This is a genomic window from Pseudonocardia sp. NPDC046786, from assembly GCF_040645415.1.
In the GTDB taxonomy this organism is placed as follows: domain Bacteria; phylum Actinomycetota; class Actinomycetes; order Mycobacteriales; family Pseudonocardiaceae; genus Pseudonocardia; species Pseudonocardia kongjuensis.
Window position 1 is genome coordinate 131,388 of record NZ_JBEYYF010000007.1, and the last position, 18,129, is coordinate 149,516.

General features: G+C 73.3%; 16 protein-coding genes. 8 read left to right on the forward strand and 8 right to left on the reverse strand.

Translation table 11 applies throughout. The annotated features are described in order from the left end of the window. Nucleotides 1-19: 19 nt before the first annotated feature. From ABZ881_RS11220 to uvrB, 3 genes are all read right to left on the reverse strand, one after another. Nucleotides 20-1,360: a GAF domain-containing protein gene (locus ABZ881_RS11220; protein ID WP_358483761.1), complete on the reverse strand. Its 1,341-nt coding sequence runs from the start codon at nucleotides 1,358-1,360 to the stop codon at nucleotides 20-22. Between the two features lie 66 nt (nucleotides 1,361-1,426). Next, nucleotides 1,427-2,725 carry a glycosyltransferase family 87 protein gene (locus ABZ881_RS11225; protein ID WP_358483762.1) on the reverse strand — a complete coding sequence of 433 codons (1,299 nt, stop codon included), beginning with the start codon at nucleotides 2,723-2,725 and terminating at the stop codon, nucleotides 1,427-1,429. Nucleotides 2,726-2,851: 126 nt separating this feature from the next. Continuing rightward, nucleotides 2,852-5,071, reverse strand: coding sequence for an excinuclease ABC subunit UvrB (uvrB, locus tag ABZ881_RS11230; RefSeq protein WP_358483764.1), 2,220 nt, complete (start codon nucleotides 5,069-5,071; stop codon nucleotides 2,852-2,854). An 84-nt stretch (nucleotides 5,072-5,155) separates the two neighbouring features. Between uvrB and ABZ881_RS11235 the strand changes: the two genes are divergently transcribed. After that, a complete protein-coding gene (locus ABZ881_RS11235) occupies nucleotides 5,156-5,698 on the forward strand; it encodes a DUF402 domain-containing protein (protein ID WP_358483766.1) in 543 nt (180 codons plus the stop codon). Between the two features lie 65 nt (nucleotides 5,699-5,763). Then, entirely contained in the window at nucleotides 5,764-6,468 is a 705-nt protein-coding gene (locus ABZ881_RS11240) for a hypothetical protein (protein ID WP_358483768.1), read from the forward strand. 4 nt (nucleotides 6,469-6,472) lie between these two features. Here the strand turns inward: ABZ881_RS11240 and ABZ881_RS11245 are convergent, their stop codons facing one another. From ABZ881_RS11245 to rpsA, 4 genes are all read right to left on the reverse strand, one after another. After that, nucleotides 6,473-7,249, reverse strand: a complete 777-nt coding sequence (locus tag ABZ881_RS11245; RefSeq protein ID WP_358483971.1) for an RNA polymerase sigma factor — start codon at nucleotides 7,247-7,249, stop codon at nucleotides 6,473-6,475. Nucleotides 7,250-7,433: 184 nt separating this feature from the next. After that, nucleotides 7,434-8,591: a dephospho-CoA kinase gene (coaE, locus tag ABZ881_RS11250; protein WP_358483769.1), complete on the reverse strand. Its 1,158-nt coding sequence runs from the start codon at nucleotides 8,589-8,591 to the stop codon at nucleotides 7,434-7,436. 13 nt (nucleotides 8,592-8,604) lie between these two features. Then, nucleotides 8,605-9,426: a hypothetical protein gene (locus ABZ881_RS11255; protein ID WP_358483771.1), complete on the reverse strand. Its 822-nt coding sequence runs from the start codon at nucleotides 9,424-9,426 to the stop codon at nucleotides 8,605-8,607. A gap of 247 nt (nucleotides 9,427-9,673) precedes the next feature. Then, on the reverse strand, nucleotides 9,674-11,164 hold the full coding sequence (rpsA, locus tag ABZ881_RS11260) for a 30S ribosomal protein S1 (protein WP_344026274.1): 1,491 nt from the start codon (nucleotides 11,162-11,164) through the stop codon (nucleotides 9,674-9,676). Between the two features lie 316 nt (nucleotides 11,165-11,480). Between rpsA and ABZ881_RS11265 the strand changes: the two genes are divergently transcribed. Continuing rightward, complete coding sequence (locus ABZ881_RS11265; protein ID WP_358483773.1) at nucleotides 11,481-12,368, forward strand: class I SAM-dependent methyltransferase; 888 nt, start codon at nucleotides 11,481-11,483, stop codon at nucleotides 12,366-12,368. Here ABZ881_RS11265 and ABZ881_RS11270 read toward each other — a convergent pair. Next, nucleotides 12,332-12,931, reverse strand: a complete 600-nt coding sequence (locus ABZ881_RS11270) for a carbonic anhydrase (protein ID WP_358483774.1) — start codon at nucleotides 12,929-12,931, stop codon at nucleotides 12,332-12,334. The two genes, ABZ881_RS11265 and ABZ881_RS11270, sit on opposite strands and share 37 nt — an antisense overlap. Nucleotides 12,932-13,067: 136 nt before the next feature. Between ABZ881_RS11270 and ABZ881_RS11275 the strand changes: the two genes are divergently transcribed. The 5 genes from ABZ881_RS11275 to ABZ881_RS11295 all read left to right on the forward strand — a co-directional run bounded on the left by ABZ881_RS11275 (nucleotide 13,068) and on the right by ABZ881_RS11295 (nucleotide 17,911). Next, the gene (locus ABZ881_RS11275; protein WP_358483776.1) at nucleotides 13,068-13,496 is read left to right on the forward strand and encodes a hotdog fold thioesterase; all 429 of its coding nucleotides are present in this window, start codon (nucleotides 13,068-13,070) and stop codon (nucleotides 13,494-13,496) included. Between the two features lie 139 nt (nucleotides 13,497-13,635). Beyond that, a complete protein-coding gene (locus tag ABZ881_RS11280) occupies nucleotides 13,636-15,042 on the forward strand; it encodes a branched-chain amino acid ABC transporter permease (protein WP_358483778.1) in 1,407 nt (468 codons plus the stop codon). A gap of 10 nt (nucleotides 15,043-15,052) precedes the next feature. Continuing rightward, the gene (locus ABZ881_RS11285; protein WP_344026284.1) at nucleotides 15,053-16,048 is read left to right on the forward strand and encodes a branched-chain amino acid ABC transporter permease; all 996 of its coding nucleotides are present in this window, start codon (nucleotides 15,053-15,055) and stop codon (nucleotides 16,046-16,048) included. Then, the gene (locus ABZ881_RS11290; protein WP_358483779.1) at nucleotides 16,038-17,099 is read left to right on the forward strand and encodes an ABC transporter ATP-binding protein; all 1,062 of its coding nucleotides are present in this window, start codon (nucleotides 16,038-16,040) and stop codon (nucleotides 17,097-17,099) included. The genes ABZ881_RS11285 and ABZ881_RS11290 overlap by 11 nt, the downstream gene beginning before the upstream one ends. After that, nucleotides 17,096-17,911: an ABC transporter ATP-binding protein gene (locus ABZ881_RS11295; RefSeq protein ID WP_358483781.1), complete on the forward strand. Its 816-nt coding sequence runs from the start codon at nucleotides 17,096-17,098 to the stop codon at nucleotides 17,909-17,911. The genes ABZ881_RS11290 and ABZ881_RS11295 overlap by 4 nt, the downstream gene beginning before the upstream one ends. Nucleotides 17,912-18,129 lie beyond the last annotated feature (218 nt).

The window sequence follows — 18,129 nt, forward strand, 5'->3', positions numbered from 1 at the left end:
CGGCGCGAGTTGTCGATCGTCACGGCCCGCTCCGCTGCATCTCGGCGGGGCGGGCCGGTCGGCCGCGCGCCAGCGCGGCGACCCCCGGGGCGGTCGACCCGCGGACAACGCGGCTGTGCGCCAGCCCGGCCAGGTCCAGATCGACGCCGGGGGCGATCCGGTAGGGCCGGGCCAGCAGGATCCCGCCGAGCCCGCGGCGCAGCCGGGACATCTCGGCGCGCACCGTGACCAGGTGGGCGCAGTCGCCGTAGAGCTGCTCGGACAGCGCCGCGGCGTCCAGCCCGGTCGAGCCGGCCAGCGCGAGCAGGACCAGCACCTCGGCGTGCCGGGTGGACAGCGGATGCACCCAGCGGCCGGTGCCCTCGATGACGGCGCTCGGCGGGCGGGCGTCCAGGTCCAGGCTCAGCCTCAGCCGCATCCGCTGGGCGCCGCCGCCGGACGCCGGGCGCAGCAGCCAGCCGCCGGGCACCGGCTCGGGCAGGCAGGGCCCGAGCCCGTGCACCGCGAGGAGCCGGTCCGCGGTGGGCGCGGCGACCCGCTCCACCGCGGGCAGGCCGGTCGCGGCGGCCACCCAGCCGTGGTCGTCGACGACCAGCCCGGGGCCGGAGGTGCGGGCCAGCATCGGTGCGCCGATGGTGCGCAGCGCGTCGAGCCGCGCCTCGTGCCGCTGCCAGAGCCCGACCTCGGCGAGCCGCACGGCGGTGTTCACCAGCGCGACCGTCGTCGGGTGGATGGTCTCGGCCGGGCCGGAGATGTCGACGACGCCGAGCAGCTCACCGCTGCGCGGGTCGTGCACCGGCGCCGCGGTGCAGGTCCAGCCGTGGTGGCTGCGGACGAAGTGCTCGGCGGAGAAGATCTGCACCGGCCCGTCCTCGGCGAGCGCGGTGCCGATGGCGTTGGTGCCGACCGAGAACTCCGACCAGTCCGCCCCCTCGGTGAAGCCGAGCGAGTCGGCGCGGCGGCGGACCGCCGAGGAGCCCTCCCGCCACAGCAGGACCCCGTCGGCGTCTGTGACGACCATGACGTGCCGGGCGTCCTCGGCGACCGAGGTCAGCGCGGACCGCAGCGCGGGCAGGACCGGCACCAGCGGGGACTCCGACCGCCGCCGCTCGACGACGCCGGCGTCGAGCGGGCCGGGCGGGTCGCCGGCATCGGGGTTCACACCCTGCGCGCGCACCCGGTCCCAGGACCGCGCGACCAGGCTGCGGGCCCGGCCGGGGGCGGCGTCGCCGGACAGCACGGCGTCGTGCAGGCGGGACAGCATCCGGGCGTGCCGGCCCAGGTCGGTGCCCGGCCGGACCGCGCAGATGCTCGCCTGGTCCCGGGCGTCACCGCCGGCAGGGTCCACATCCACCTCCACCGCACCCAGGTTAGGTCCGCGGTGTGGCCCGCGCCATAGCAGGACGGGCGGACCTGCGCACCGCGGTCAGCGAGGTTCGTCGACCCGCAGCCGCTCCGGTGCGGGCGCCTGCGGCCCGCCGGGGCGGCCCGGTCCGCGCGTGACGTACCAGCAGCCCAGCCCGAGCGCGATCGCCGAGGGGATGACGTAGCTCGCTCCGAGCACCTGCTCCCAGAGGCTCCACTTCATCTCGACGCCCCACACGTTCGGCATCCACCGGAACGGTGCGATGTAGAAGATCGCGGCGATCACCGCGCCCAGCGCCGCCCAGGCGACCGAACGGTGCCGGATGGCGTGCGCGCCGATCGCGATCAGCCCGGGCACCACCCAGACCCAGTGGTGCGACCAGGCGGTCGGGGTCGCCATCAGCACCACCGCCGCCGTGGCGGCCAGCGCGAGCACCGGCTCCGAGCGGCGGATCACCGGAACCGCCAGTGCCAGCAGCACCGCGACGATGGCCAGCCACAGCACGGTGAACCAGGGCTCGGGGACCTCCTGGCGGGCGAGCACCGCCTGCACGGTCTCGTTGGAGAAGAACGTCGATCCGCTGACCCCGGCGGCCGGGCCGCCGACGAACCAGTACCGGTAGGACGACGCCGGATCGACCACGAACCCGACCAGGGTGGCGACGATCCCGGTGACTGCGGCGACGGCGCACGCCTTCCAGTCCCGCCGGACCAGCAGGAACAGCACGAACCCGGCCGGTGTCAGCTTGATCGCGGCGGCGAGGCCGAGCAGCATCCCGCGCGGCCACAGCGTGCGCGGGGCCAGGCAGTCGACCAGCACGAGCACCATCAGCACGAGGTTGATCTGGCCGAACGCGAACGTCTGGGCGACCGGTTCGGTCAGCAGCGCCGCCGCCAGCACCGGGACGCCGAGCACCACGCCGGCGCGCCGGCCGCCGGCCGGCCAGGCGATCCGGATCGCCAGCGCGATGCAGATCGCCAGCGACACCACCGAGACGACGAACTGGGTGGTGAAGGCGACCGCGTAGGGGACGACGGCGAGCGGGATCATCGTGATGGCCGCGAACACCGGATAGATGAACGGCAGCACCGGGCCGTGCAGCGGTGGCGGCAGCTCGCCGTACATGTCCCCGCCGGCCAGCCAGACCTGCACCCCGATCCGGTAGATGTCCAGGTCGAGCGCGTAGTTCCGGAGCCGGATCCAGGACCAGTACAGCGACGCCACGAGCAGCGGCACCGTCAGCAGCAGCGTCACCCACGCGGTCGCCGCGGACCGCAGCCACGACACGATGCCGAGGTGCCCGTCGGAGCCGGCCCCGGGCGGGACGTCCGGGTCGGGCGTGGTGCGGGTGACGGTCACGCGGGCTCCTCCGCTGCGCGGCGGGGCGGCACCGGACGACGCGGGGAGCGTGCCGGAGCGGCCGGGTGTGCGGGAACGGGGGTCCACGGTAGCGGGGCGCCCCGCCGTGATCCGCGCGGACCCGGCCTACTGCACCCCCGCCGCGTCCATCCCGCGGAGCTCCTTCTTCAGGTCGGCGATCTCGTCGCGGAGCCGGGCGGCCAGCTCGAACTGGAGATCGCGGGCGGCGGCCAGCATCTGGTCGTTCATCTGCTGGATCAGGTCGGCGAGCTCGGCGCGCGGCATCCCCGCGGTGTCCTTGGCACCGGCCACCCCGGAGCTCTGCGCCGCCGCACCGGAGCGCCCGGCCTCGCCGGCGGCCCGCTTGCCGCGCGAGGCGTTCCGGCCGGATCCGCCGACCGGGACCGACTCGGTGTCCTCGGCCTCCCGGTAGACCTGGTCGAGGATGTCGGCGATCCGCTTCCGCAGCGGCTGCGGGTCGATCCCGCGCTCGGTGTTGTAGGCGACCTGCTTGGCGCGGCGCCGGTCGGTCTCGTCGATCGCGTAGCGCATCGAGTCGGTGATCGTGTCGGCGTACATGTGCACCTGGCCGGACACGTTCCGGGCGGCGCGGCCGATCGTCTGGATCAGCGAGGTCCCGGAGCGCAGGAAGCCTTCCTTGTCCGCGTCGAGGATCGCGACCAGCGACACCTCGGGCAGGTCGAGGCCCTCGCGGAGCAGGTTGATGCCGACCAGCACGTCGTACTCGCCGGAGCGGAGCTGGCGGAGCAGCTCGACCCGGCGCAGCGTGTCGACCTCGGAGTGCAGGTAGCGGACCTTGATCCCCAGCTCCAGCAGGTAGTCGGTGAGGTCCTCGGCCATCTTCTTGGTGAGCGTGGTGACCAGCACCCGCTCGTCGCGCTCGGTGCGGTCCCGGATCTCGGCGACCAGGTCGTCGATCTGGCCCTTGGTCGGCTTCACGACGACCTCCGGGTCGACCAGGCCGGTCGGCCGGATCACCTGCTCGACGAACTCGCCGCCGGTCCGGTTCAGCTCGTAGGGGCCCGGGGTTGCCGACAGGTAGACCGTCTGCCCGATCCGGTCCGCGAACTCCTCCCAGGTCAGCGGGCGGTTGTCGACCGCGGAGGGCAGCCGGAACCCGTAATCGACGAGATTGCGCTTGCGGGACATGTCGCCCTCGTACATGCCACCGATCTGCGGCACCGTGACGTGCGACTCGTCGATGACGAGCAGGAAGTCGTCCGGGAAGTAGTCGATCAGCGTGGCCGGTGCGGTGCCGGCGCCGCGGCCGTCGATGTGCCGCGAGTAGTTCTCGATGCCGGAGCAGAAGCCGACCTGGCGGATCATCTCGATGTCGTACTGGGTGCGCATCCGCAGCCGCTGGGCCTCCAGCAGCTTGCCCTGGTTCTCCAGGGTGGCGAGCCGCTGCTCCAGCTCGGCCTCGATGTCGCGGACGGCCCGCTCCATCCGGTCCGGGCCGGCCACATAGTGCGTGGCGGGGAAGATCCGGATCTCGTCGACCTGCTCCACGACGTCGCCGGTCAGCGGGTTCAGGTGGTAGAGCGCCTCGATCTCGTCGCCGAAGAACTCGATCCGCAGCGCCAGCTCCTCGTACGCCGGGATGATCTCCACGGTGTCCCCGCGGACCCGGAAGGTGCCGCGGGTGAACGACATGTCGTTGCGCGTGTACTGCACGTCGACCAGCAGCCGCAGCAGCCGGTCCCGCTCGATCTCGTCGCCCGCCTTCAGCGGCACCGACCGGTCCAGGTACGACTGCGGCGTGCCCAGGCCGTAGATGCACGACACGGAGGCGACCACGACGACGTCGCGCCGGGACAGCAGGTTCATCGTCGCCGAGTGGCGGAGCCGCTCGACGTCGTCGTTGATGGAGCTGTCCTTCTCGATGTAGGTATCGGTCTGCGCGATGTACGCCTCGGGCTGGTAGTAGTCGTAGTACGAGACGAAGTACTCCACCGCGTTGTGCGGGAGCATCTCGCGCAGCTCGTTCGCCAGCTGCGCCGCGAGCGTCTTGTTCGGGGCCATCACCAGGGTCGGCCGCTGCTGCTTCTCGATCAGCCAGGCCGTGGTCGCCGACTTGCCGGTGCCGGTGGCGCCGAGCAGCACGACATCCTCCTCGCCGGCGAGCAGCCGCCGGTCGAGCTCGGCGATGGCAGTCGGCTGGTCGCCTGCCGGCTGCAGGTCGCTGACGACGCGGAACCGCCCGTCCTTCCGCTCGATGTCGCCGACCGGCCGGTGCTCGGAGTGCGCGAGCGGCAGCCCGGCGGCGGCCTCGGGGTGTCCGTGCTGGTCCGCCGCGCTGCCCGGGACCTCGGTCGCGAATGCCATGACACCAGGGTACGAGCGACCCCCGACAGTTTCCCGTCGCACGCCCTGACGGCTCCCCTGACAGCTCGCCCCGGCACCGGCAGGATGCGTGCCGTGCACCCGCCCAAGACTCAGGTCGTCGATCCCGGCGACCGCGCCCAGTACGACACCAAGGGCACCCGCCGCGAGATCGAGACGCTGCGCGAGGAGGACTGGGGGATCTACCTGTCCCGCCCGGTCGTGGCCCGGCCGAACGCCTGGTGGATCGAGTCCTGGCTGGTCCCCGATCTGGGGATCTGCCTGTCCGACTGGCGATGGCGGCCCGGGCACGAGCGCGACCAGGACATCTACATCGACATCGCCCGGATCACCCGGGACGGTCGCCGGCTGCGGATGACCGACCTGTACCTGGACCTGGTGGTGCGCCGGGGCCGTGGGACCGAGCTGCTCGACGCCGACGAGTTCGTCGGCGCCGTCGCGCAGGGCCTGCTGGACCCGGCGACCGCGGAGTATGCGCTGGAGCGCTCGCACACCGTGCTCGCCGGACTGGCCGGGCACGGCCACGACCACGAGGCGTGGCTGGCCGGGCACGGGATCGCGCTCGGCCCGCGGGCCGAGCCCGCGCCGCCCGCCGACCTGGCGGGCTGAGCGCCGCTCAGAGCGCCGGGTGCTGGGCCGGTCCCTGCCCCACCGCGCGGGTCGACGACCCGGTCGTGCTGGTCGGCGAGGGACTGTCCGACGTGCTGGTCGGCGCCGCCGAGTTCGACGTCGACGGGTCCGGCGTGCCCTCGCTGCCGGACGTCGAGGTCGGCGGGGTCGTCGGCGGGGTCGACGGGTCCGGCGTCTCCGAGTCGTCCGGCGGCGTGGTCGGCGGCGTGCTCGGGTCCGGCGTGCCCTCCGGCGGCTTCGGGGTGCTGGGCGGAGGCGGCGTGGTCGACGGGGGCGGCGGAGCCGGCGGCGGCGCCACTCCCCCGCCGGGTGGCGGGGCCACCCCGCCACCCGGCGGCGGAGCCGGGACGACCGGTGCGGCGCCGCCGGGTGGCGGCTGCGTGCCCGGAGCCGGCGCGCCGGCACCCTCGTACCCGGCGGTCGCCGGGTCGAAGGCGGGCGGCACGGCGCCGTCCGCCGGTGCCTCGGCCGGCGGCTCACCGGTGACGATCCGCTCCGGCGTCGGCGCGGTGCTGCCCGGCGAGGCGATCGCGAACGGCGAGCCGACGAAGCTGCCCTCCGGCGCCGCGGCCGTCGCGACCGCGGTGATCCCGCCCAGCGAGCCCACGGTCAGCACGGCCGCCGCGGCGGCCGAGGTCGCCCGGCGCGCCCCCGCGGCGCGGGCGATCACGTCGTCGACTGCGGGCAGCGGCACCGCCGCCGACAGCACGTCGTCGAGCCGGTGGAACTCGTGGTCGATGTCCTGGTAGCCGTTCATCCCCGTCCCCCCTCGGCGGCGCGCAGGTCGTACCCGCCGTGGCCGCCGTACGCGGGGCGCGCCACGTACGGTGCCGGCGCCCCCACGATCTCCTCCAGCACCTCTGCCATCCCCTCGGTGACGACCTCGCGCCCCCTGGCGAGCCGCCTGCCGATCTCCCGCTCGTCGGTCGCCTCCAGCTCGGCGACCGCACCGGGCGACAGGCCGGCCATGTGGTGCAGCACCACCGCCCGCCGGTCCGGCGGGGCCAGCCGGCCCAGCGCCTGCAGCAGCGCCCCGGTCCGCGGGTCGGTCTCCTCCGCGGCCGGCCTGCGGCGCCTGCCGAAGCGCAGGAACCGGCCGCGCATCGAGGTCCGGATGGCGACCCGCCGGACCCAGCCGACCGCCGCGTCCTCGTGCTCGGCCGCGCCCCGGTTGCGCAGCGCCGACCAGCGGCGCCAGGCCCGGGAGTAGGCGTCCTGGACGGCGTCGTGCGCGTCCTGCGGGTTCAGCGTGATCGCGTACAGCTGGGCGACCAGCCGCGGGTAGTAGGTCTCCAGGTGCGCGCCGAAGTCCGCGCGCAGCTCGCCGTGCGGCAGCGTGCGATGCTGCTGCACCATCGCGCCGCTGATCGGCGGGGGCTCGGCGCCGCCGATCCACGCGTCGTGGTCGATCTGCTCGGTCCCGCCGTCGCCCGGCCACGGGTCGGGCTCGCCGTACTCGGCCGGACGGGTGAGGTCCGGGGCGCGACCGGGCTCGGCGCCTCCGCCGTCCGCCCCGTATCGATGCACCACCGTGCTCAACCCCGTGTCCTCTCGTCGCCGCATCCCGGCCTCCCGCGATCGCACCGGGGACCGGTCCGATCGGCGGAAACCCGCCCGTACTCCGGCGGGACACCGAGCGCCGACGCTCCCTGCCCGCCTGAATCGACCAACGAGCGGACGTCGTTACAGAAACGGGTGGATCTTCACGCGTCCGTCACGAACCGTGTGATCCGGGCCGGGCGGACCACTCGTCCGGGTCATCCCGCCAGGCGGCCGTGTGCGCGGTGTAGCGGCGGGCGTCCGGATCCGCCCCGTACAGGGCGGCCGCCCGCCGCCGGCGCTCGGTGTAGCCGTCCCGGGCGCGCGGGTCGGCCCGCAGCCGGTCCCGGGTCCCGAGGGCGTGCTGCCAGGCCGGCGAGCCGTGCACCCGCACGACGACGACCGCGGGCCGCCCCGGGTCCGCGGACCGGTGCACGCTCACCGTCCCCGCCCCGTCCCCGGCGGCGGCCGGGTCGGCCGGGAACCCGGCGGCGGCCAGCCGGTCGCCGAGCGCACCGGCGTCCGACCGGGTCTCCACCGCGAGCTGCAGGTCCAGCACGTCGCGGGCGGGCAGGCCGGGCACCGCGGTGGCGCCGACGTGCTCCACACCCCGGCCGTGCCCGCCCGCCGCGTACCCGATCCGCTCGGCGAGCCGGCGGGCCTGCTCCGCCCAGTCCGGGTCGGCGTCGACCAGCCGGGGCGGGCCGTCCGGCACCGGGCGGCCGAGCCGCAGGTTCTCCTCGAACCCGACCAGCCGGCCGTCCCACAGCGCGTCCACCCGGCGCCGGGTGTCCTCCTCGGCGCCGGAGTTGTCCAGCCAGACGTCCGCGGCGGCCCGGCGGCGCTCGTCGCTCGCCTGGGCGGCGACCCGGGCGCGGGCGTCCTGCTCGGCCATCCCGCGGACGGACACCAGCCGCCTGATCCGCTCCTCGGCGTCCACCCCGACCACGACGACCAGCGGGAACGCCGCCGCCATCCCGCCCTCGACGAGCAGCGGCACGTCCTGCACGACGATCGCGTCCGGCGTGGCGGCGGCGACCAGCTCGTCGGACCGGGCCCGCACCAGCGGGTGCACGATGCCGTCGAGCTCGCGGCGGGCGTCGGCGTCGGCGAAGACGATCGAGGCCAGCGCTGGCCGGTCCAGCTCGCCGTCCGCCCGCAGCACCCGGTCGCCGAAGGCCGCCACGATCGCGGCGAGCCCCTCGGAACCGGCGGCGACGACCTCGCGGGCAAGCAGGTCGGAGTCGACCAGCACCGCCCCGCGTTCGACGAGACGACGGGCGACCGTCGACTTGCCGGCCCCGATTCCCCCGGTCAGCCCTGTCCGCAGCACCGGCCCACCGTAATCAGGTGGTGCCGGGCACGTCCCCGGCGGGCGCCCGGTTCGCCTGCGGCGCCGGTCCCCCGGCAGGCGGGGTCGCCGACGGGGTGGCCGGCGGCGGTGGTTCCGCGGTGGGCGGCTGGGTCGGGGTGAGCGCCGGGATGATCCGCTGCGCGAGGTCCGGCAGGGTCTCGGCGGCCGACCGGTTCTGGCCCGGCGCCGCGACCGGCAGCACGAAGGTCAGCGTGTCCACGCCGTAGACGAGAGCGAGCGTCGTCTCGTCCGGCCGCTCGATCAGCACGCCCGGCACGTTCCCCACGGTGATGTCCCGGGAGGCGATCGCGTTCGAGCGTTCGGCGTTGGTGTTGAACTGCCACTGCCGGGTCGCCGAGGCGGCGTCGCCGTAGCGGCCGATGTTGAGCTGGTACAGCACCGGGCCGCGGTTCCCGGCCCCGTCGAACGCCTGGCCGCCGGCCCGGTAGGTGCAGGCGGTGCGCTCGGTGCGGTTCACCGCCGGCTCGGCGACGCCGCGCACCGACTGGACCGAGACCGAGCCGAGCACCTGCCCGAACAGGGCGCCCGCCTGCTCCGGGTCCATCAGCCGCGCGCAGTCGGTGGGCAGCGCGATCGGCGGCGGGCCGCCGTCCGCTCCGGCGACGGTGCTCTCCTCCGCGGCGAACGTCGGCACCGCGATCCCCGGGTCCCCGGAGGCGATCCCGCAGCCGCTGATCATCCCGGTGAGCAGCGCGGCGCCGGCGAGCAGGGCGACCCGCCCGGGTCGCAGGCGGGTCGCGGGCGAGAGCAGGGGCGCGCCGGATCGCGTCCGGCGGACGGAGCAGCCGGCCATGCGCACAATCTAGGCCGGACCCCGAGATCGACTCCGGGAACGCCCCCGGAGCGTCATGGACCGGTGCCGAACCGTGACCTCTCCCCGGCGCGTATCGGGCGACACGCCGTGCAACGCAACCGAACCGCGGCGGCCCGTCCACCCGCCCGGTCCCGCATACGCACCGAGCCCCGGTGACCACGTGGGTCACCGGGGCTCGGTGTGGATCGTGATCCGGCCCGGAGCGGGACCGGACCGGACCGGTCGATCAGGCTCCGCCGGAGAGCTTCTCCCGCAGGGCGGCGAGCTGCTCGTCGCTGGCGAGCGAGCCACCGCTGCTGCTGGTCTCGGCCGGGCCGGACGAGCGCTCCTCGGTGTCACCGCCCGACGAGTAGTTCGCCGGAGCGACATCGTCGCCACCGGCCGCCTCGGCCTCGGCTGCCTTGCGGAGCTGGGCGATGTGCTGCTCGTAGCGGGTGTGCGCCTCGGCGTACTGCTTCTCCCACGCGGCGCGGGCCTCGTCGAAGCCCTCCTTCCAGTCGCCGGTGTCGACGTCGAAGCCCTCGGGGTAGATGTAGTTCCCCTGGTCGTCGTACTCGGCGGCCATGCCGTAGCGGGTCGGGTCGAACTCGGTGTCGACCGTCATGCCCTCGTTGGCCTGCTTCAGCGAGAGCGAGATGCGGCGCCGGTCGAGGTCGATGTCGATGACCTTGACCATGGCGTCGTCGCCGACCTGGACGACCTGCTCCGGGATCTCGACGTGGCGCTCGGCCAGCTCGGAGATGTGCACCAGGCCCTCGATGCCCTCCTCGACGCGGACGAACGCGCCGAACGGGACGAGCTTGGTGACCTTGCCCGGGACGATCTGGCCGATCGCGTGGGTCCGGGCGTAGAGCCGCCACGGGTCCTCCTGGGTCGCCTTCAGCGACAGGGAGACGCGCTCGCGGTCCAGGTCGACGTCGAGGACCTCGACGGTGACCTCCTGGCCGACCTCGACGACCTCGCTCGGGTGGTCGATGTGCTTCCAGGACAGCTCGGAGACGTGCACCAGGCCGTCGACACCGCCCAGGTCGACGAAGGCACCGAAGTTGACCACCGAGGAGACGACGCCCTTGCGGACCTGACCGCGCTGCAGCTGGTTGAGGAACTCGCTGCGGACCTCGGACTGGGTCTGCTCCAGCCAGGCGCGACGGGACAGGACCACGTTGTTGCGGTTCTTGTCCAGCTCGATGATCTTGGCCTCGATCTTGCGGCCGACGTAGGGCTGGAGGTCGCGCACCCGGCGCATCTCCACCAGCGACGCCGGCAGGAAGCCCCGGAGCCCGATGTCCAGGATCAGGCCGCCCTTGACGACCTCGATGACGGTGCCCTCGACCGGCTCGTCGGCCTCCTTGAGGGCCTCGATCGTGCCCCAGGCGCGCTCGTACTGAGCGCGCTTCTTGGACAGGATCAGGCGGCCCTCCTTGTCCTCCTTCTGGAGAACCAGGGCCTCGACGAACTCGCCGACCTCGACCACCTCTGCGGGGTCGACGTCGTGCTTGATCGACAGCTCACGCGAGGGGATGACGCCCTCGGTCTTGTAGCCGATGTCGAGCAGGACCTCGTCGCGGTCGACCTTGACGATCGTGCCCTCGACGATGTCGCCATCGTTGAAGTACTTGATCGTCAGGTCGATGGCGGCGAGGAAGTCCTCCTCCGACCCGATGTCGTTGATAGCGACCTGCGGCGTGGTCGGGGCGGCGGTGGTGTCGGTGGACATGTAGTGGGGTGCTCCGATGGATTTCTCTGGCGGTCTCGGTGCGGACGCTGCTGCAGCAGCACCCGCTTCTGGTGTGTGTAGCTGTGACGTTCTAACAGTCACCCTCTGGCGTCGATTCCCGTGGTCGGTACCGGTGTGCGGCGGAACGGTCGTGCGGGCGAGCCCGGCGTCGACGGTCCTCCGCCACGTTGACCACAGTGCGCACAACATGCTACGCGGGCCGTGATGACCGGGGCAATGCGGGTCCGGGTGAACGGGTGAGCGGCAACGACCGGCCCGGGCTCTGCGACGATCGGGTGATGACGATCGGGTGGTCATGAGCAGCCGGGACGAGTACGGCACCGCCGAGTCGGTCGTCGGCACCGCCGGTCTCGCCCGCCGCCGGGTGGGCAGCGCCGAGTCCGAGAGCGCGGGACGGCGGTGGTGGGACGCCGACGCCGACGACTACCTCGCCGAGCACGGCTCGGACATCGGCGACGCCGAGTTCGTCTGGTGCCCGGAGAATCTGCACGAGGCCGACGCCCGGCTGCTCGGCCCGGCGGCGTCGCTACCCGGCGCCCGGGTGCTCGAGGTCGGCGCCGGCTCCGCGCCGTGCAGCCGGTGGCTGGCCGGCCAGGGCGCGCTGCCGGTCGCGCTCGACGTCTCCGGCGGGATGCTCCGGCACGCCGCCCGGCTCAACCGCGAGCTCGGCACGCACGTCCCGCTGGTGCAGGCCGGTGCCGAGCACCTGCCGTTCGCCGACGCCAGCTTCGACCTGGCGTGCTCGGCGTTCGGGGCGATCCCGTTCGTCGCCGACCCGGCCCGGGTGATGCGCGAGGTGCACCGGGTGCTCCGTCCCGGCGGCCGCTGGGTGTTCGCGGTGAACCACCCGATGCGCTGGGCGTTCCCGGACGATCCCGGCCCGGACGGGCTCACCGTCACCCAGTCCTACTTCGACCGCACCCCGTACCTGGAGGTGGACGCCACCGGCCGGGCCACCTACGTCGAGCACCACCGCACGCTCGGCGACCGGGTCCGGGACGTGGTCGCCGCCGGGCTCGTCCTGGAGGACCTGGTCGAGCCGGAGTGGCCGGAGGGGCACGATCGGGTGTGGGGGCAGTGGTCGCCGCTGCGCGGGGAGCTGTTCCCCGGCACGGCGATCTTCGTGACCCACAGGCCCGGCGGGGCTCAGACCTCGAGCACCGCGCCGGTCGGCAGGTCGTAGCGGGCCCCGACGATCGTCAGCCGGTTGTTGCAGACCGCCCCGGACAACGACGGGTCCGCGGTCAGCTGGGCGACCACCCGGCGGACGTTGGCGTCCACCGCCGAGGCGATCCCCTCGTCCCCGTCCGCCGCGCCCGCGCACACCGGGACGATGTCCTGCACCAGCGCACCGAGCGTCGCCGGCGCGGGCGACGGCGCCCCGCCCGCCACCTCCACCGCGGCCTTCACCGCACCGCACTGCGAGTGGCCGAGCACGACCAGCAGCGGGATGCCGAGCGCACCGGCGCCGAACGCCAGCGTGCCGCGGACCGCGTCGTCGACGACCTGGCCCGCCGTCCGGACCACGAACAGGTCCCCCAGTCCCAGGTCGAACACCAGCTCGGCGGGCACCCGCGAGTCCGAGCAGGACAGGATCATCGCGGCCGGCTTCTGCTCCGCGAGCACCGCGGCCCGCTCCTCCGCCGACCGGCGCGGCTCCTGACGCTCGTCGCGCTGCCAGCGCAGGTTGCCCTCGAGCATCATCGACCACGCCTCGGTCGCCGTCGGCCTGGTGTCGTTGACCATGCGCTCTCTCGTTCCTTCCCGGTGCTGCCACTTTCTCGGTCAAGATCGCCGACCCGGACCCCGACGGCAAGTGCGCACGCCGTGATGTGTCCGGAACCGCTCCACCGGGCACGCCGGGTCGGTCTAGGGTGCCCCGGTGCCGATCGATCCCGCCCAGCTCCCCCAGATCCCGCCGGAACACGCCGGTGGCCAGCTCAACGACCGGATGGGGATCGAGATCGTCTCCCTGAGCCTGGAGGAGGTCGTCGGCCGGATGCCGGTCGCGGGCAACCTGCAGCCGTTCGGCCTGCTGCACGGCGGCGCGAGCGGCGTGCTGGCCGAGACCCTCGGCTCCACGCTGTCAGCGCTGCACGCCCTCCCGGAGCGCTTCCCGGTCGGCCTGGAGCTGGCCTGCACCCACCACCGCTCGGCCACCGCCGGGCACGTCACCGGGACGGCCCGGCCGATCCACGTCGGACGATCCACCTCGACCTCGGAGATCGTGCTCGTCGACGACGACGGACGGCGCATCTGCACCGCGCGGCTCACCTGTCTGCACCGCGACACACGACCCCTCGTGTCCTGACCATCGCAATCCGCTAGTCACGGGTTACGTCTCGGCTACGGCCTGGTTCGAGACGTTCGTACCAGTCCTCTCCTCGGCTACGTTCCCCCAGATCACCCACCCGGGTGTCCGCACGACGCCCCACGAGGACGGACGAACGTTGTCACCACCCCGCACTCCGCGCCGCGACCGCGCCGACAGCGCGGGGACCGTCCGCGCGGGCGCCGTCCCGCGACGGACATCGGTCCCCGCCGCAGCACGCTGGCTGATCGGCCTGCTCGTCGTACTCGTCGGCGGGCTCGCCCTGTCCGGCACCGCGCTCGCCGCCACCGCCGCTCCCCCGGCCGCCCCGCAGGCGGCCGTCTCACCCGCCCAGCAGACCGACGGCATCGACGTCAGCGGCACCCTGCGCGACCAGGACGGCGAGCCGCTGGACGGCGTGACGATCGTCGCCGAGCAGAACGGCGCCCCGGCCGCCGAGGCGGTCTCCGACGAGAACGGCCGCTGGGAGCTGACCGTCCCCGCCGCCGGCAGCTACACCTTTCGGCTGGACGAGTCCACGCTGCCCGCCGGTACCGAGGTGCTGCAGGGCGAGACGACCCGCGAGGTCAGCGACGGCTCGCTGAACACCGTCGTCTTCCGGTTCGGCGAGGAGGTCGCCGGGGCGGCGGGCGGCGGTTTCGCCACGTTCCTGCGCCTGCTCGTCGACGGCATCCGGTTCGGGCTGGTCATCGGCATCGCCGCGGTCGGCCTGTCGCTGATCTTCGGCACCACCGGGCTGACCAACTTCGCACACGGCGAGATGGTCACCATCGGCGCGGTCGTCGCCTGGTTCATCAACGTCGGCGGCGGGGTGCAGCTGATCCCGGCGACGATCATCGCGATGTTCGTCGGCGCACTCCTGGGCGCGGCCAACGAGCTAGGGATATGGCGGCGGCTGAGACGCCGGGGAGCGGGCCTGATCGCCCAGCTCGTCGTGTCGATCGGCCTCGGCATCGCGCTGCGGTACCTGGTGCTGATCTTCTTCGGCGGCCGCTCCGAGTCGTTCGCGGACTACACCGCGCAGACCGTCCGCAACTACGGGCCGATCGCGCTCACCGACAAGGACCTGTCGGCGATCATCGTGTCGGTCGTGGTGCTGCTCGCGGTCGCACTGCTGCTGCAGAAGACCCGCATCGGCAAGGCGATGCGCGCCGTCTCCGACAACCGGGACCTGGCCGCGTCGTCCGGCATCAACGTCGACCGGGTGATCCTGTTCGTCTGGATGCTCGGCGGGGCGCTCGCCACCCTCGGCGGCGTGCTGTTCGCGCTCTCCGAGCTCTCCAGCACGGTCCAGTACGAGATGGGCTTCCGGCTGCTGCTGCTGATGTTCGCCGGGGTCATCCTCGGTGGCCTCGGCACCGCCTACGGCGCGCTGCTGGGCTGCCTGATCGTCGGGATCCTGGTCCAGCTGTCCACGCTGGTGCTGCCGCTGGACCTCAAGTACCTCGGCGGACTGGCGGTGCTGATCGTGATCCTCGTGTTCCGGCCGCAGGGCCTGCTCGGGTCCAAGGCCCGGATCGGCTGAGGAGGACATCATGATCGACTTCGGACAGCTCCTCACCGTCGGGTTCTCGCAGCTCATCGGGCCGTCGGCCATCTTCTTCGCGCTGCTCGCACTCGGCCTCAACATCCACTTCGGGTACACCGGCCTGCTCAACTTCGGCCAGATCGGCTTTGCGCTGGTCGGCGCCTACGGCATGGGCATCTCGGTGGCGAACTACGGCGCCCCGCTCTGGCTCGGCGTCCTGATCGGCATGGCCTGCGGTGTCGTGCTCGCGCTGGTGCTGGGCATCCCGACGCTCCGGCTGCGCGCCGACTACCTGGCGATCGTCACGATCGCCGCGTCCGAGATCCTGCGCCTGATCACCCGGTCGACGTCGCAGACCGGCTTCACCGGCGGCACCCAGGGCCTCACCGGCTTCGGCGACGCCTTCGCCGCCGCGAACCCGTTCACCCAGCCCACGTACAACATCCTCGGGCTCACCGTCCGCGGGCCCGACCTGTGGTCGATCGTCGTCGGCTGGACCGTGGTCGGCCTGTGCGTGCTGCTCACCTGGCTGCTCGTGCGCAGCCCGTGGGGCCGCGTTCTCAAGGCGATCCGGGAGGACGAGGACGCCGCCCGCGCCCTCGGCAAGAACGTGTTCGCCTACAAGATGCAGGCGCTCGCGCTCGGCGGTGTGTTCGGCGCACTCGGCGGCATCGTGTTCGCGCTGGCGACCCAGTCGCTGACCCCGGACTTCTACTCGCCGCCGCAGACCTTCTTCGCCTACGCGGCGCTCATCCTCGGCGGCGCCGGCCGGGTCTTCGGACCGGTCGTCGGTGCCATGCTGTTCTGGTTCCTGCTGTCGGTGTCGGACGCGTTCCTGCGCCAGGCCACCGCCGGTGAGAACCCGCTGCTGCCCTTCATCTCGTCCCAGGACGTCGGCGCGATCCGGTTCGTGCTCGTCGGCGTCTTCCTGGGCCTCATGATGGTGTTCCGACCACAGGGCATCTTCGGACGCCGGAGGGAGGTGCTCGGCGATGGCCGCTGACCACACCAACGACCACAGCAACGACGACCGGACCGACGTCACGCGCGACGGCGGCGCCGACGGGACGGCCGTCATCCCGGTCGTCCCGGCCGGCGGGCCGGACCCCGCACACGCGCTCGCCGGCGTCCCCCCGGAACCGGGCGTCGCCAAGCCCGATCCGGTGCTGACCGTGGACGGCGTGACCCGCACGTTCGGCGGCCTCACCGCCGTCGACGTCGCGCACCTGGAGTTCCAGCGCGGCGCCATCACCGGCCTGATCGGGCCGAACGGCGCCGGCAAGACGACCCTGTTCAACCTGCTCACCGGGTTCGACCGGGCCGACACCGGATCCTGGGTGTACGAGGGCACGCCGCTGGACAAGCTGCCGCCGCACCGGGTCGCCCGGCGCGGCGTCGTCCGCACCTTCCAGCTGACCAAGGCGCTCGCCGGCATGACCGTCATGGAGAACATGAAGCTGGGCGCCACCGGCCAGCGCGGCGAGAGCTTCCTCGGCGCGCTGTTCACCGGCTGGGGTGCGCAGGAGCGCCAGATCACCGAGCAGGCCCGCGAACTGCTGGCCCGGTTCAAGCTCGACGCCAAGTCCGAGGACCTGGCCGGGTCGCTCTCCGGCGGGCAGCGCAAGCTGCTGGAGATGGCCCGGGCGCTGATGATGGAGCCCAAGGTCGTGATGCTCGACGAGCCGATGGCCGGCGTGAACCCGGCGCTCACCCAGAGCCTGCTCGGACACGTCAAGTCGCTGCGCGACGAGGGCATGAGCGTGGTGTTCGTCGAGCACGACATGGACGTCATCCGCGACATCAGCGACTGGGTCGTCGTCATGGCACAGGGGCAGGTGATCGCGGAGGGGCCGCCGTCGGCGCTGTCGTCCAACCAGGCCGTCGTCGACGCCTACCTCGGCTCGCACCACGACCAGGTCCTGGAGTTCGACGCCGACGGCAACCCGGTCGGCGAGACCGCGGAGATCGTGGCCGAGATGGAGGCCGCCGAGGCCGAGGGTGGGCTCGAGGGGCCCCCGCCCGAGGCCGGCGGCCCGGAGGGGAAGCGCACATGAGCGACAACAGCGACGCCACACCCGTGATGACCCCGGAGGAGGCCGCCACCTCCGAGGCGCACAACCGGCTCGCCGAGGGCGCGCTGCTGCGGATCGACTCGCTCGTCGCCGGGTACGTCCCCGGCGTCGACATCCTGACCGGTAGCGACTTCTTCCTCCGCGACGGCGAGATCGTCGGGATCATCGGCCCGAACGGCGCGGGCAAGTCCACGCTGCTCAAGGCGATGTTCGGGCTCATCCCGGTCCGGACTGGCACCGTCCGGCTGCGGGACACCGAGATCACCGGGGCGAAGGCGCACGTACTGGTCACCAAGGGCGTCGGCTACGTCCCGCAGCGGGACAACGTGTTCCCCTCGCTCTCCATCGAGGAGAACATGCAGATGGGGGTGTTCCTGCGGCCGCGCTCGTTCAGCAAGCGGTTCGACGAGGTCGCGGACCTGTTCCCGATGCTCGGGCAGCGCCGCAGGACCAAGGCCGGGTCGCTGTCCGGCGGTGAGCGCCAGATGGTGGCGATGGGCCGCGCCCTGATGATGGAACCGTCGGTGCTGCTGCTCGACGAGCCGTCGGCCGGGCTCTCGCCGATGCTGCAGGACGAGGTGTTCGTGCGCTGCAAGCGGATCAACGCCGCCGGCGTCTCGGTCATCATGGTCGAGCAGAACGCCCGCCGGTGCCTGCAGATCTGCGACCGCGGGTACGTGCTGGACCAGGGCCGCGCCGCCTACACCGCCGGTGGGGCGGAGCTGCTGAACGACCCGAAAGTGATCGAACTGTACCTGGGCACCCTGGCCGGGAGCAGCGAGAAGAAGGGCTGAGCCGCGACGACGACGGCCCCGCACCCCTCCCCGGGGTGCGGGGCCGTTCGTGGTCCGGGCCGGGTCCGTGGGCCGGCGCGGGTGCGGCGGGAGCGGGCGTCGCGGTCTCCGGCGCAGCTCGTCGCACCCCCAGCACGACGGCGCACCCCGACTACACGGTGCGACGTCGCGCTGGAGGTGCGAGGTCGCGAGATCGCCGTGGGGCAGACGGCGCCTTC